The organism is Streptomyces sp. CA-106110 (genome assembly GCF_050936285.1).
Lineage (GTDB): Bacteria > Actinomycetota > Actinomycetes > Streptomycetales > Streptomycetaceae > Streptomyces.
Map to the genome: position 1 here is coordinate 12,145,225 of NZ_JBNJNB010000001.1, position 13,515 is coordinate 12,158,739.

General features: G+C 69.4%; 14 protein-coding genes and 1 pseudogene. 10 read left to right on the top strand and 5 right to left on the bottom strand.

Going from position 1 to position 13,515, the window contains the following annotated elements; all coding sequences use genetic code 11:
* Positions 1–70 precede the first annotated feature (70 nt).
* Both ACQEXA_RS56305 and ACQEXA_RS56310 read left to right on the top strand, forming a co-directional pair.
* Positions 71–403 carry a hypothetical protein gene (locus tag ACQEXA_RS56305; RefSeq protein ID WP_432920544.1) on the top strand — a complete coding sequence of 111 codons (333 nt, stop codon included), beginning with the start codon at positions 71–73 and terminating at the stop codon, positions 401–403.
* On the top strand, positions 394–1,221 hold the full coding sequence (locus ACQEXA_RS56310) for a hypothetical protein (protein ID WP_432920541.1): 828 nt from the start codon (positions 394–396) through the stop codon (positions 1,219–1,221). The genes ACQEXA_RS56305 and ACQEXA_RS56310 overlap by 10 nt, the downstream gene beginning before the upstream one ends.
* A gap of 161 nt (positions 1,222–1,382) precedes the next feature.
* Here the strand turns inward: ACQEXA_RS56310 and ACQEXA_RS56315 are convergent, their stop codons facing one another.
* Complete coding sequence (locus tag ACQEXA_RS56315; protein ID WP_433134181.1) at positions 1,383–2,351, bottom strand: ferritin family protein; 969 nt, start codon at positions 2,349–2,351, stop codon at positions 1,383–1,385.
* 430 nt (positions 2,352–2,781) lie between these two features.
* Between ACQEXA_RS56315 and ACQEXA_RS56320 the strand changes: the two genes are divergently transcribed.
* From ACQEXA_RS56320 to ACQEXA_RS56330, 3 genes are all read left to right on the top strand, one after another.
* Positions 2,782–3,060: an SHOCT domain-containing protein gene (locus ACQEXA_RS56320; protein ID WP_432920536.1), complete on the top strand. Its 279-nt coding sequence runs from the start codon at positions 2,782–2,784 to the stop codon at positions 3,058–3,060.
* Positions 3,061–3,323: 263 nt separating this feature from the next.
* Positions 3,324–3,659: a sulfocyanin-like copper-binding protein gene (locus tag ACQEXA_RS56325; RefSeq protein ID WP_433134812.1), complete on the top strand. Its 336-nt coding sequence runs from the start codon at positions 3,324–3,326 to the stop codon at positions 3,657–3,659.
* Between the two features lie 145 nt (positions 3,660–3,804).
* Entirely contained in the window at positions 3,805–4,227 is a 423-nt protein-coding gene (locus tag ACQEXA_RS56330; RefSeq protein ID WP_433134183.1) for a DUF6233 domain-containing protein, read from the top strand.
* Between the two features lie 57 nt (positions 4,228–4,284).
* On the opposite strand, the gene ACQEXA_RS56335 is transcribed toward ACQEXA_RS56330, so the two are convergent.
* Both ACQEXA_RS56335 and ACQEXA_RS56340 read right to left on the bottom strand, forming a co-directional pair.
* Positions 4,285–4,551 carry a hypothetical protein gene (locus tag ACQEXA_RS56335; protein ID WP_433134185.1) on the bottom strand — a complete coding sequence of 89 codons (267 nt, stop codon included), beginning with the start codon at positions 4,549–4,551 and terminating at the stop codon, positions 4,285–4,287.
* An 891-nt stretch (positions 4,552–5,442) separates the two neighbouring features.
* A pseudogene (locus ACQEXA_RS56340) lies at positions 5,443–6,702 on the bottom strand (IS4 family transposase); the annotation flags it as partial.
* A gap of 52 nt (positions 6,703–6,754) precedes the next feature.
* Here ACQEXA_RS56340 and ACQEXA_RS56345 point away from each other — a divergent pair.
* Positions 6,755–7,669 carry a glycosyltransferase family 2 protein gene (locus ACQEXA_RS56345; RefSeq protein ID WP_433134187.1) on the top strand — a complete coding sequence of 305 codons (915 nt, stop codon included), beginning with the start codon at positions 6,755–6,757 and terminating at the stop codon, positions 7,667–7,669.
* 723 nt (positions 7,670–8,392) lie between these two features.
* Here the strand turns inward: ACQEXA_RS56345 and ACQEXA_RS56350 are convergent.
* The gene (locus tag ACQEXA_RS56350) at positions 8,393–9,193 is read right to left on the bottom strand and encodes an alpha/beta hydrolase (protein ID WP_433134189.1); all 801 of its coding nucleotides are present in this window, start codon (positions 9,191–9,193) and stop codon (positions 8,393–8,395) included.
* The gene (locus tag ACQEXA_RS56355) at positions 9,190–10,053 is read right to left on the bottom strand and encodes an alpha/beta fold hydrolase (RefSeq protein ID WP_433134190.1); all 864 of its coding nucleotides are present in this window, start codon (positions 10,051–10,053) and stop codon (positions 9,190–9,192) included. Before ACQEXA_RS56355 ends, ACQEXA_RS56350 begins: the two co-directional genes overlap by 4 nt.
* A 134-nt stretch (positions 10,054–10,187) precedes the next feature.
* Between ACQEXA_RS56355 and ACQEXA_RS56360 the strand changes: the two genes are divergently transcribed.
* From ACQEXA_RS56360 to ACQEXA_RS56375, 4 genes are all read left to right on the top strand, one after another.
* The gene (locus tag ACQEXA_RS56360; protein ID WP_433134192.1) at positions 10,188–10,763 is read left to right on the top strand and encodes a TetR/AcrR family transcriptional regulator; all 576 of its coding nucleotides are present in this window, start codon (positions 10,188–10,190) and stop codon (positions 10,761–10,763) included.
* Positions 10,764–11,013: 250 nt separating this feature from the next.
* A complete protein-coding gene (locus tag ACQEXA_RS56365; protein ID WP_432920510.1) occupies positions 11,014–12,213 on the top strand; it encodes a helix-turn-helix domain-containing protein in 1,200 nt (399 codons plus the stop codon).
* A 97-nt stretch (positions 12,214–12,310) separates the two neighbouring features.
* On the top strand, positions 12,311–12,718 hold the full coding sequence (locus tag ACQEXA_RS56370; protein WP_432920507.1) for a recombinase family protein: 408 nt from the start codon (positions 12,311–12,313) through the stop codon (positions 12,716–12,718).
* Positions 12,715–13,332, top strand: coding sequence for a hypothetical protein (locus tag ACQEXA_RS56375; RefSeq protein ID WP_433134194.1), 618 nt, complete (start codon positions 12,715–12,717; stop codon positions 13,330–13,332). The genes ACQEXA_RS56370 and ACQEXA_RS56375 overlap by 4 nt, the downstream gene beginning before the upstream one ends.
* The last annotated feature ends 183 nt before the right edge of the window (positions 13,333–13,515 follow it).

The window sequence follows — 13,515 nt, forward strand, 5'->3', positions numbered from 1 at the left end:
CCAGGCCCGGCCCGGCACCCCTGTGCGGCGGGGGTGCCGGGTCGCGCCGCTACCCGGAAGGACACCGCCTGTGGATCCCGCAGTCCTGGCCTGGCTCCTGGCGCAGCTCGGCACCACCACCGACACCACCGACCTGCAGACCCGGTATGACCGGCTCGGCTCCGCGAGGGCTGTCGCCCTGGAAGTGCTGGCCGAGCGGCGCGCCCAGCTGCTGGCCGAGCCTTTGCAGCTGACCGTCAACGGTGTCGCCACCCTCGACCAGTCCAACAACCTGACCGGCATCGAACGGCAGATCGCCTCCGTGGAGGCCGCGACCGCCCCTGACGACACGACGGGCGGGGACACCCTGGTCATTGCCCCGCTGCAGTCCGCGCACCGGCGACGACACCACTGGTGGCGGTAGTGGCGCACGAGTTCGGGCCGCTGACGCCCGGCGACGCCGGCACCGTCGCGGCGCGTGTCGCCGCGGTGCTCGAGGATGCCTGGCAGCGTCTCGCAGCCGAGCAGGCGGCCGTGATCGCGGCGATCGGCGACAACGCCCGCTCCCGGATGGTCGCCGACCGGCTGGCCCAGTTCCAGGCCGCCATCGTCGACTTCCGGCAGCGCGTGGATGCCGAAGCGCGGGCGTTCGTGGCCCGCCAGCTGCCCCACCTGTACGAGGAGGGCGCCCGGGCGGCAGCGCAGGCGGTGGGCGGGCATTTCTCGTGGACGCTGATCCACCGGGAGGCCTTGCAGTCGCTGGCCTCCGACTCGTACGCGGACTTGCTGCGCCGCTCCGAGGAGGAGCAGCGTATGGCTGCTGTGTTCTACCGGGCGGTGCGGGATGCGGCACGCCGTGAGGTGCCGTTGCTGGCCGCCGGCCACACCACAGCGCTGCAGGCTGCGAAGGCCCTCGCTGACCGGCTGGCCGCCGAACACCAGCTGGCCTACGTCATCTACCGGGGCGGTGCCCGGATGCCGGTGCGGGCCTGGGCGGAGTCGGCGACGCTTGCCAAGAGCGCGGTGGCCTACAACGCGGGCACCCTCAACCGGGCTCGTGAGGCGGGCGTGGAGTTCATGGAGGTGTTCGACGGCGCCGACTGCGGCTGGACCAGCCACAAGGACCCCGACAAGGCCGGGGGCACGCTGCGCAGCGTGGAGGACGCCGCGGCGTGGCCGATCTCCCACCCGCGCTGCAGGCGGGCGTTCGGGGCGCGGCCGGACGTCATCGTAGGCAACTGAGGCGGCCGCTGGGGGAGATGGTCCTGCACCGCATCGGTGACTCCGGCGTGAAGGCGGTCTGGCATGGTCGATTCTCAACAAGCAGATCTGGCTCCAGGGGGTGACGCGGCAGCCCGGCGGGCCATGCGACGTCGACCGGCCGGGCGTTCCTTCGACCAGGATCAGTGCAGCTGGTCGAGTGCCTGCTGGAAGGCGGTCGCGTGCTTGGCCTCGTCGGCGGCGGTGTCGCGGAAGAAGCTGGCGACGGCGGTGTCGCCGACGGCGGTGGCTCGCTTGGCGAGCCCTGGGTACAGGATGGTCGCTTCGTTGTGCTCTCCAGCGATGGCCCTGCTCAGGTTGTCCTTCGTCGCGCTGACCAGGCCGGCCAGGACCGCTTCGCCGGCGAAGTGCTCGTGCAGTTCGACCCCGGCGGTCCCTTCGAACAGGCGGGCCAGCGCAGGATTGCCGGTCTGCTGGGCGCGGGCGGCGAAGAGCATGTACTTGGCGTGCGCGAGCGCCTCACCGTGCATGGCGGTGTCAAGGTTGGCCCGGGTGCGGGCGGCCTTCACCTTCGGCAGTCCGGCGGGGACCGACACCGTGTCGGCCTTCGGCGGCGCTGGGATGGTGCCTCGGCCGGTGGTCACGATCGTCAGCGCGGTGCGGTAGGCGTCGCGGTGGCGTCCCTCGTCCGCGGCGATCTCCGCGAACAGCTTGGCAGCCTCGAGGTCTCCGTCGTTGCGGGCCTGGTCGGCGAAGCGGCGGTACATGACCTGGCGCTCGTAGGTTTCGCCGTTGATGGCTTTGCGCAGGTTGGCCGCGTTCGTTCCGACCACACCGACCAGGGTGGCCGCCTCGTGCAGGTGCTCGTTCAGTTCGGTCTGCGCCGTGGTGCGGAAGAGCTCGCCGACGGTCGGGTAGGCCTGACTGTCGGCTTGAGTGCCGAAGAGGTTGTAGGAGGCGTACGCGAACGCCTCCCCTTCCATGGCGGTGGTCAGGTCGGAGAGGGTCTGCGAGCGGAGAGCCCGGGTGGCGGCGTACGTGGCCTGGTGGTGATCACCCGGCAGGGTAAGCGCCACAGCCGTTGCAGCCTGGGACGCGGCGGTCAGTGTGCACAAGCCGACCACGAGCGTACGTATCGAGTGGCGGAACATGATGTCTCCTTCCGGGGCACTCCTCTGCGTGAACGCCCCGTCCCATGCGACCCGCACACGTACACCGCCGCCCCTTCACGTGACCCTTTTGAGTGAATACGCACGGTGATCACGCTGCTGTCGGTCACCGCGTTCCACCTGCTCAGGTGCGTGAACGGCTCTAAGGAACCCTTGCATCCGGCTCCTCCACCCGGTCCGAGCCGTCAGCGGAACACACCGCCGCACTCTTCCCCGTGATGGGCCTTGTGATAAGGCACGGGGCGAGTGTCGTCCCGGGCGGGCATGCCCTTGTCGGCAGCGTTCCCGGAGAGGTTGAGCCGCCACATGGGGTCGTCCGGCCCCCTGGCTGGGAACTACGGCCCTACTCCGCCGACGCTCCGTTGGCCCACGCTGGAATTCGCACGGCCACCAGCCGAGGGAAGTGATCGGCATGATGTGGGACGACGGCGGATGGGGCTGGGACGGCTGGTTCGCCATGGCGGTGTTCCTGGTGCTGTTCTGGGCCCTGATCATCGCCGGAGTCATCGCGCTTGTGCGCTACCTCACCGGCACTCATCACCATCAGCAGTCCGGCTCGCGACCGCCCTCGGGCGAACCCCGATGGGGGAGCCAGCGAGCTGAGGACCTGCTTGCTGAGCGGTTTGCCCGCGGGGAAATCGACGAGGACGAGTACAGACGCCGTCTCACGGTGCTGCGGGGGCACGCGTGATCACCGGCCGCCGCCGAGGGATGTGGCTGGTGATCGCCATGGCCGCCGCGTTGGTGCTGGGCCTCGCCACGACGGCATTCCTAGCGGCCACCGGCGCATTCCGCGCTACGAGACCCGCCTCCACACAGGGCGCACGGTGTAGTGCACCCCCGTCGGCAGCTCGCGTGGTGGACGTGACGGTGGACGACATGGGGCGCATGATGCGTGGCCCAGGCGGGCCAACGCCGACGGGTGGCCGTCCGGGCTGGCACGGCATGGGCATGATGCGCTTGGTAGCCAACCCATCTACGGTCTCGGCCGGGAAGGTAACACTGCGAGTGGCCAACAGGGGTGCGCTCACGCACGAGGTGGTGGTTTTGCCGCTGCCAGCGGGCCAGGTGTCGGGGGAGCGTGCCGTCGGCTCCAACGGCAAAGTTGACGAGACAGGCAGCCTCGGCGAAGCCTCGCGGACTTGCGGCGCGGGTAGCGGGGACGGCATTGCCCCCAGTGCGACAGGCTGGTCCACGGTGACGCTGCAGCCCGGCCGGTACGAGCTGGTGTGCAACCTTCCCGGCCACTACGCCGCAGGCATGTATACCGAGCTCGACGTCAGGCGGTAGCTGTGCTGGCCATTCCACGTGCGGCTCGGGATGGTGGCCTGAGCCGCACGACCACTCCGAGCGCGCGCCGCTGGTACGGCGACACGATCGCCCAGGCCCTCGAGGGCCGCCGCGCCTACCGGCGCCACGCGGAAGAATGACCCCCATGAGCGAGCTGCCACCGGATGCGGAGCGCCTGCGCGTCATCCTGGCCTGGCTCGAGGAGCAGGTCACCGACAACGAGACCGTCGGCATCTTCCTACGGCTGCAACGCGACACCGTCGCCCAGGCCCTCGCCCAGGCCGCCGAGGGCGAGCAGCCGGCCACGCCCCCGCCGGCGCCGCCGGCGAAGCTGACGCGCCCCACCTCGCCGCCGACCTTCACCGGCGGTCACAGGCCCGCCTTCAAGGTCGTCGAGCGGGGAGGCGAGAACGAACCGCCACGGCTGACCCTGCACATCGGCGCCTGCGACGTCGACGACGGTCCGGCCCACCAGGTCGACGCGCACGATGCCCTCGCGGCGCTGCGCGAGGGCCTGGACGCGTGCTCCGTCTGCCGACCGGACATCGACCTGTCCTTCGACGAGTGACGGCGCTGTCGTCGACGCTTCGGTCGGCGACGAAAATCGCCCTGATCCTGGCGCTGCTCAGTCACGCCGGACGGAGAACAGGCGCGCCGCCGCAGCCAGCACCAGCCCGGCGCCGAGGAGGTATAGGCCAAGACGTTCTTCGGGCACTGCCGGTGACCACACCCGCCAGGCCGACGGGGTGTAGGAGTCGGCCGCCAGGTAGTCCGCGTAGAACCTGGGGGGCGCGCTGGTCTGACCGCGCACCCATAGCAGGGCGCCTATAGCGGCGCAGGTCGCGGATATCGCATACATGACCGTGGCGCTGCGCGGGGCCGGCCTGTTCACGGGTTGTCCCTCGTCTTTGTCGTTGTGGTGTGTGGATTCTCGCTGCAGTACCAGTTTCGCCCGGCGCGGCTGGGCGGGACCCTGGCGTCAGGCCCTAGTTCGGGCTCGGAATGTCGCCCGCGTAGTGCAACTGGATGTCCGGCTCGAAGCCCGCCTGCTCGATCGGCGCGTCCGAGAATCACCACCATTGTGGAGACGCGCACTCACCCCCTTCACGATTTGACCACCGCCGGGCACAGTGGTGTGACCTCGACCTGGTACGGGTGGCTCTGTGCGACGCCGGCGACCAACCGGACAACCTTTCCAGCCAATCAACCCCAAAGTGATCCCACCGGCGCAACCAACGCGACAATGCCCTCGAACCGCTCATGGGCGTAAACGCCGTGGTGATCAGCCGATAGGGACGTGATCACGGCCTGATGTGCGGAGGCGGTGTGAGCATGTGTAGAACTTTAGATGTTGCTGCGAGTTGGGCGCCCGACGGGGCTTGTCATGCCGCGGGCTGCCCACCTACGTTCGGTCACCATGCTTGCATCCCCGATGATCAGCGTCATAGTCGCCGCTCACGACCTTCAGGGACACCTTGAAAACTGCCTGAATTCGATCCTAAATCAGTCCTTCCGGGATGTTGAGGTCGTCGCGGTCCTGGACCCAATGCCACGTAGCGTAAGTTGATCATGCTGTGAGAGTGAGTGCTCGGGCGTTGACGAGGTGGATTGTGGGCGGCGCCGGATGGCGGGTGCCGGTGTCGGCAGGACGCTTGACGCGGTAGCTGTTGTGCCGGGCGCGCTTGACGACACGGGGGTAACTGCGGTGGCGGCGGCGGGGGTTGAGGTTCTTCTTGCGGGTGATGTCGGCGCGGACCCTGGCCAGGACGGCGTCCAGGTCCTCAGGGGAAATAGCCGCCGGGTCGGCGACGCGGCGGCGGACGATGCGCAGGGCGCGGGTGAATTTGACCCGGTCGGGGTCGATGTCGGCCTCGGTGGCGGCCCGGCAGATCAGGGCGGAGATCGCGTAGTGGGTGAGCAGGTAGCCGTACAGCTCCTGCCGGACGAGGTCCGGGCTCTTGGAACGCAGGATGCGGCCTGGGCCGCGTAGGGCGGTCTTCAGGTCATCGTTGGACTGCTCGTGCTCCCAGCGCTGGTGGTACGCGTGAGCGAGCAGGGGGGCGGGGGCGTTCGTGTGGTCGGTGATCGTGGTGATCAGGCAGATCAGCTCCCGCTCGGCGTCGGTGCCGCGGTCGGGGACCTCGTACTCGACCACGCGCACCACTCGGGCGGCTGCGGGATCGACCTCCCGCCCGGCGCGGGCGTCTTCCAGCAGTCGGCCCCGCGCCGCCGTGTTGAGGCGGGGGGAGTAGACCAGGGAGAGGTAGGAGCCGTCGGGCAGGTCCGCGACCAGCGGGAGGGTGAGCGTGTCGCCGACGCGCCAGAGCAGGTCAGCGCCGGTCCCGGCGGCAGCGCACCACTGCTCGAAGCCGAAAAAGCCCCGGTCGGCCAGCAGCAGCATGTCCTCTTCCAGGCGCTCGAACAGATGGAAGGCCAGGGTCTGCTCGCCGGCGCGCTTGCCGGCGATCGGCCCGATCGCCGCCCCGATCGGGGCGCGGGAGCCGGTCTCGACCAGGGTGAGCACCCGCGCCTTGGGGAAGGCGGAGGGATTGGCGGCGGTCCCGGAACGGCCGAACGCCTCGGCGTTGGATTCGGTGTCGGGCAGGTCCCACTCCATGCCGTCGATGGAGACCAGGCGGCGGGGCCCGAGCCAGGCCCCGCGGGTGAGCTGCTCCGCGACCGGCTCGGTGATGCGGTCGAAGATCTCCGCGAGCGGTTCGGAGCCCAGGCGCTTGCGGGCCTGGGTGATCGCGCTGGTCGTGGGCACCTCCCAGGCCCGGTCCCAGCAGCCCCACCGCTCCAACGGCTCCGAAAGGCGGGTGATGGCCTCTTCGTAGTCGTCGTCCGCGAACAGCGCCAACGCCATCACCAGGTACACCACCACATGCGGCGGGAGCTTCCCGTCCGACCGTCTGGCCTGCCGTCCGAACGCCCGCACCGCGTCGTCGATCACATCACGTGGGACCGAGCCCGCCAGCAGCCCGATCGAGATCCACTCCGGCAACCGCCCGCCTGCACCAGCACCCTGAGTCACGGTCAGCAACCTACCGCCCGGAGTCGAAGGCGGCCCCACGCCCTTGATCAACTTACGCTACGTGGCATTGGTCCTGGACCAGTCTGCTGAGTGCCCCGCGGACTTGGTGGATGACTATGCCCGGCGCGACGGGCGGATCTCGGCCGTGCGCCTGAAAGGCGTCGTCGGCATTAGCCGGATACGCAACGCAGGGGCCGAGCAAGCAGCCGGTGATTATCTGCTGTTCCTGGACAGCGATCACATCATCGCGGGTGGGACGCTTCAGGCCATTGCCGACCAGCTACGAGCGGCAAACGAGCCGGACGTTCTTCTCTTCGGTCATACTCGCCCGCATCGCCGCCGCTCCTGGCCCGGTGCCGCCGCCGGGCTGCTTGCCCGGCAGGGACGTGAGCCCTTCGCCCCGATCGACGAGCCCGAGTTTTTCGGTGCTCCCGCCTACTCCTGGGACCGTCTGTTCCGCCGCGACTTGTGGACCCGGCAGGGACTCGCATTCCCCGACGGCTTCTACGAAGAGGTCACGGTCGTCCACCGCGCCATGCTCGCCGCTGACCGGATCGGTGTCCTGAAATGGAACTGCGTCCAGATCCGCCGTCGGCACACTCAACACCCCGCAGGCGCGCCGGGCGGCACCCATTTCGACGTCTTCGCCCGCTACGAAGAGAGCTTCGGCTTGCTCGAGGAGCGTAGCGCCCTGGACGTTGTGGCTCCGTTCCTCTTCACTCGTATGATTCGTCACTACCTCTTCCTTCTCAATCTCGAGGGATGCCTCTCGCGCACCGAGCGCCCGGAGTTCTTCGACCGCGCCAGCGAGCACTACCGCCGGTTCCTCCCCGACGGCTATGAGCGCCCTGACGGCCGCGAGGGTGTCAAGTTCCAACTCGTCGCGAGCGGGAGGTACAGCGCTTTTGAGGCCGCCCGGCTCCCTCAGCTCGCGCGCAGCTTCGTCTCCCGGGACGCCACCGTCCGCGGAGGGTAGCCCAGGCTGGGCGGCACATTAAGTGGCCTTCCGGTAGGCAAGCGGGGAGAAGCAATGATTGAGATACCTGTGCTGGGGGCGGTCGGGCCTGCGCAGAGCGGGGAGCTGGTGCACTTCACCAGCAGAGGCAGGGAGCCCGGGACACGGGCGCGCCGCCTGACATCCGGGCCATGACCGCCAGCGAGCGGCTGGACTCGATACTGCGCAGCGAAGTGCTGCGCTCCTCTAGCCTTATGGGCGGAACGCGCCTGTATCTGCTTCTTGGAGAGCCCACCCGACCATCTCGCCCGCCTGGTCGTTGACCGGCAGTTCGAGCCGTGGGGCATCGTGGCCACCGGGGAAGACGTGCTCGACTCTGGCGGCGGAGCGGTTGCATATGTGCCGGACGACGTCTATACCCTGTTTCGTGCAGTCGGGTTGGAGCCCTGGGCGGTTCGGACCGGCACCGACTCGACCTGGATGCACGAACGGGAGTGGCGGTGCCCGTGCCGGATGGGTCCCAGACCCTCGGCATGCAGTTGTGCAGCCTCAGGGTCGTCCTCATCGGAGATCCGGACTGGCGTGGGTAGGAGGGCGCGGCGTCGGCCCCGCCGCGGCGGGGCCGGTGTGCGGCGCAGGCATGAAGCCTCCGTATGGGGCCCTGTCGCGGGTACCAGCGGCTCGTCGTTGGTACCCGCGACCGGATATCTCTGCGGTTATGCGCGCTTGTTTGTGGGTCCCGCGTCAGCGGGCCGGGGAGGTGTCGTGCTGCCCGACCCAGTCGAGCACGACGTCGGCGACTTCACGCCACCCGCTGTCGAGTACCAGCGAGTGCCCGCGCCCCGGGATCCGCCGGTAGTCGGTGTTGGTTCCGGGCTGGTAGAGCTCGGCCGCCTGGCGTGCCACCACTTCGGGGATGGTGTGGTCGCGTTCCCCACCGAGGATCAGCAAAGGCCCGCGCACGCGGTCGTTCAGGTCGACCTCGGTGGGCGAGTGCGGGTCCTTCTTGGCGGCGGTCAGGTCGAATATCGGCCGTCCTGGTCCCGGAATTGCCCAGCGCCGGTACAACTCGTCGGATTCCTCGCGGCTGACCGCGTTGCCGAACGCGTAGCGGAACTGGCGGCGGGTCAGCATCACGGACCCGTCCCGGTTGGCCTTGCTGCGCAGCACTGGCAGTGCCGAACGGATCTGCGGGATCGGCAGGGCCTTCACCCCCTTGGTCGGCGCCGGGTCGATGGCGACGGCGGCCGAGGCGATGCCTGAGGCCAGGAACTTCTGGGCGATCAAACCGCCGAACGAGTGCCCGATCACCACGGGGCGCTCGCCGAACCGGCCGATCTGGCGCGCGATGTGATCGGTGATGTCCTGCACTCCATAGCCCGCCACCTGCTGGGGGAAGCGCCGGGTCGCCTCGACCGTGTCGCCGTCACCGGGCCAGTCTGCGGGCCGCGCCTCGTAGCCGGCGCTTGTGAACAGGTCGACCCACGGGTGCCACGCCGAGGCGTGGATCCACAGTCCGTGGACGAACACGACCGGGGAGCTCACCGTGTAGCGACCGCGGCGGTGGCGGCGTTCTCGATCACCTTCGTGACAACGGACGGAACCTCGAGCATTGACAGGTGGTCCGCGGCGGCGGTCACGACCGTGCCGTGCGCCCGCTCTGCCATGGCCTGCTGCTCGGCGGGCGGGAGGACCTGGTCGTTCGTTCCGATGAAGAACCAGCTGGGCAGGTTCTGCCAGGCCGCGGGTCCCGACTGCTCGTTCAGGGCGCCGCCGGTGACCGGGGTCTGGGAGGCGGCAAGCTCGGCGCCGACTTCGGCGGGCAGGTTGGCGGCGAACGCCTTGGGGAACAGATCGCGCTTGACGTACAGGTCCGGGTCGCCCTGCGGCGAGGACGGGTCCTGGACGACGTCGAACACGTCGGTCGGGTTGGGGACCGTGAGCTGGGAGCCGGGCTTGGCGCCGGTCAGCTGGGACACGGTCTCGCCCTGCGCCGGGGCGTAGGCGTCGATGTACGCCAGGGCCTTGACACTCGGGATGCTGGTCGCGGCATTGGTGATGACCGCTCCGCCGTACGAGTGGCCGACGAGCACGACAGGGCCGGTGGTGGCCTTGTTGACGAACGCGGCGACGGAGGCGGCGTCGGTGGACAGGCCGCGCAGCGGGTTGGGCGCGTTGAGGACGGTGTAGCCGTCGTGCTGGAGCCGGGAGGTCACCGGAGCGAAGCTCGAAGCGTCCGCCCAGGCGCCGTGGACCAGGACGATGGTGGGCTTGGCGACACCAACCTCGCTGGCGTGGGTAGTGGCTGCGTCGGCGCTGCCGGTCACCGCGAGGGCCACGGTCGCCGCGGCGGCGGCTGCGAGGAGCGCGGCGCCGGAACGCTTGATCGAAGTACGCACGGTCATGAGATGCCTCCTAGTCGGAAAGAACGATCCTTCTGGTTCGACAGAACCATCCGTCGGTGACCTGTGTCAAAGGAGTCAGATGTGGCATGTCCCACAAGCAAGAAAGAACGATCGGTAGCGACTATCATGTGGTCATGACTGCAGTCGCCAAGACGCGGGCCGCGGCACCGCGGGACCATCTACTCGGGATCGCTAGCGACCTGTTCTACCGGGAGGGCATCAACACGGTCGGCGTGGACCGGATCCTGAGCGAAGCCGGCGTGACCCGGTCAACGATGTATCGACACTTCGCGGGCAAGGAACAGCTCGTCATCGCCTACCTTCAGCGTGAGGACGCACTGGTCCGGGCGCAGTTCGAGGCCGCTGCCGAGCACGCGGTGTCGCCCGATCACCTTCTGGAACTGGCCGTCCAGGGCATGGCGGAGGACGCCGCGCGGCACCACACCCGGGGCTGTCCGTTCATCAACGCCACAGCGGAGTATTCCGACCCTGCGAGCCCGGTGCGCGGCGTGGTCGCCGAACATCGGGCCTGGTTCCGCGCGACTCTGCGCGAGTACCTCGCCGCGGCGGGCCGTGACGATCCGGACGGCAGGGCCGACACGTTCGTCATGCTGCATGACGCGGTGCTGGTGGGCAACTACCTCGATGATCCTGACAAGGTGCGCAAGACCTTCCTGCGTAACGCCCGCAACGTCGCAGGGCTGCCCTGACTGCGGCTGGACCAGCCACCAGGACACCGACAAGCCGAACGGGACGCTGCGGACGGTGGAGGAGGCGGCTCAGTGGCCGATCTCCCATCCGCGCTGCAGGCGGGCGTTCGGGCCGCGCCCCGACGTGCAGGCCGTGTAACGAACGGCGGATGACGAAGAGCCCTGCTCGCGGCGGAGCAGGGCTCTTCGTGTGTTCCGCAGGGCGGCCCGCGGGTTACTGTTCTGGTGTCGAAGCAGAACAGGAGCCAGTATGCACGCTCTGCCTGAAGACCACACCGGCGTGCGGATCGCGCGTCTACGCCGTGAACGACACCTGACGCAAAAGGCCTTGTCAGACCTGTCCGGCGTCCCCTACAGCACCTTGACGAAGACGGAGCAGGGAGTCCTGCCCGCCACCCCGCACGTCGTTGCAGCGTGTGCCCGCGCCATGCGCGTGGACGTGGCCACCGTCGTGGGGCAGCCCTATGCGAGTGAGCTGCGCGCCGACGAACTCGACGTGCTGATAAGGCCCATCCGTGAAGCTCTCGACGTCTACGACCTGGGGGCCGACCCCGACATCCGGTCGCGGCGCCTGGAGGACCTGGCGGCCGATGCGGAGTCGCTGTGCGCGTCCGTCCGTGCCGGCGACATCAAGAGGGCGGCCAGTGAGGTCGCTGGCCTCATCGAGGAGGCCACGACTGCCGCTCACATCGCCGACAGCAGTGAGGGCTGGCTGACGCTGGCCTCGTTCTACCGGACGTCGTACGACGTTGCGGCGAAGCTCGGGTTCCCTGATCTCGCTCAGCTGTCGCTGGCCCGCCTGGACTGGGCGGCGCAGAGGGGCTCCTCCGCCGTGATCGGGGGCATGTTCCAGTACCTGCGGGCGCTCACCTACCTTCGGGAAGGCAAATACCGCACGGGGCAGCGGCTCGTGTCGCTGGGGCTGTCGACGCTGCAGCAGGCGCCGGAGTCGCGGGAACGCCGGGTCGTCACGGGACAGTTGCACCTCGGGGCGTCCGTGATGGCCGGCCGCGCCCACAACGAGGGCGAGGCGCTGTCGCATCTGGTGGAGGCGGAGAGGATCGCCGGGGAGACCGGCGAGGCCGTCCAGGTGCACTGGCTGGCGTTCGGCCCGACCAACGTGAAGGTGCACCGCGTGTCAGTGCTCGCCGAACTCGACCAGTACGGCGAGGCGGTTGAGGCGACCTGCGGTCTTACGATCCCGGCGGATTGGCCGAAGTCGCGGACGAGTCACCACTATGCGGAGCTGGCCCGGGCGCAGATGTGGACGGGGAAACCCGAGGCGTCGTTCCAGAGCCTGCTGCTGGCGCGGAAGACGGCGCCGCAGCAGGCGAAGTACCACCCGACGGTGCGGGAGACGTACGCCGGGCTGGAGGCTGCTCACCGTCGGCTGTCGGACAGCTTCCTGTCGTACGGTTCGTGGCTGGGATCCGGGCACGCGCCACACTGAGTGAACTGTTGGCCCCAGCTATCACCAACTCGTGGTAACTGGGGCCTAGTTGTGCCCCCAGCATGTCGTCACTGGCCAGTGCGACGTGGAGCCGCCCATGACGACGAATCCCTCAGCTGAGGCACCCCTGGCGTTCGTGTACGACCGCTGCGCGACGACCAACCTGGCGATGCTGGAGCTTCGGCTCGCGGCGCTGGCCGAGTACGTGGAGGAGCGGCATTGGCGCTTGGGCGGCCGGTTCGTCGACTACGGCGACGACGCCCTGATCAGGGATATGAGACCGCAGTTCGAGCAGCTGCTGGCCGCCATAGAGTCGCACCCCGGGCAGGAGCGACTGTGCCTGGTCTTCAACTGGGGCCGCCTCAGCCACGACGTCGAGCACCGGCAGACCTTCACCCACCGTGTCCTGGGTGTGGGCGGCTGGCTGGAGACCCTCGACGGGGAGAGCGCGCGGATAGGTTCCGTGCCGGACGGCCGGCTCACCTGCGGGCCGGTGGTCGTGTGACCCGCCCCGACTACCCCGTCCCGTACATCGCCGCGTGGAGCGGCGAACACCTGCCGATGCGCCGCGTCATCCAGGTCGGTGACGGCATCGCCCTGGTAGGTCAGCAGCGCGACACCACGAAGGTGTCGTGGAAGCGCTGGGCGCTGCGCCCAGGCTCGGGCCGGCCCGAGTACGGCAACGTTCACGGCCCGCGGCAGCGTCGCGCGCTACGCAAGCGCCTGTGCCAGGTGTGCGGCGGGCCCGCCGACCGCAACGAGCTGGGCTGGCTGTGGCTGCTGGAGGACCACCGTGCGGACGCTGAGCAGGGCTGGCCTGAGGGCGAGATGACGACGCATCCGCCGCTGTGCCTGGTGTGCGCGCCTGTCGCCGCCCGCCTGTGCCCGCACCTGCGGGACAACGTGGTGGCGGTGCGTGTCGGCCGGGTCATCCTCGACGGCGTGTACGGGCAGCTGTACGTGCCGGGTGTGCCGGACCCGATCCCCGCACGCAACGACGTGGCCCTCTTCATGGACCGGCGTGCGCGGTGGATGGTCGGCGGGCAGCTGGCCGCGTCGCTGCTGGACGTGACGGTCGTGGACCTGGCCGAGCTGACCACCGAGACCCCGGCGGCCTGAGCGGCGGTACGCCGATGACGGCGCTCGGGCCGCCGGTCACCGCCCTCGTCGGCCCCTGAAGCCGCCCCTGCCACCCGGTCGGCCCGGATCCACGCGCGGTGTGCGAACTCCGTGCGCAGCAGCTGACCCTCTCAGACTCCCGCCCCGGGCCCCAACCCTGGACAGGTCGAGCCCCGGGGCGGG

Coding starts and splice junctions, on each gene's coding strand:
- ACQEXA_RS56315 (WP_433134181.1), bottom strand. CDS start 2,351: ATGTTCCGCCACTCGATACGTACGCTCGTGGTCGGCTTGTGCACACTG.
- ACQEXA_RS56320 (WP_432920536.1), top strand. CDS start 2,782: ATGATGTGGGACGACGGCGGATGGGGCTGGGACGGCTGGTTCGCCATG.
- ACQEXA_RS56325 (WP_433134812.1), top strand. CDS start 3,324: ATGCGCTTGGTAGCCAACCCATCTACGGTCTCGGCCGGGAAGGTAACA.
- ACQEXA_RS56330 (WP_433134183.1), top strand. CDS start 3,805: ATGAGCGAGCTGCCACCGGATGCGGAGCGCCTGCGCGTCATCCTGGCC.
- ACQEXA_RS56355 (WP_433134190.1), bottom strand. CDS start 10,053: ATGACCGTGCGTACTTCGATCAAGCGTTCCGGCGCCGCGCTCCTCGCA.
- ACQEXA_RS56360 (WP_433134192.1), top strand. CDS start 10,188: ATGACTGCAGTCGCCAAGACGCGGGCCGCGGCACCGCGGGACCATCTA.
- ACQEXA_RS56365 (WP_432920510.1), top strand. CDS start 11,014: ATGCACGCTCTGCCTGAAGACCACACCGGCGTGCGGATCGCGCGTCTA.
- ACQEXA_RS56370 (WP_432920507.1), top strand. CDS start 12,311: ATGACGACGAATCCCTCAGCTGAGGCACCCCTGGCGTTCGTGTACGAC.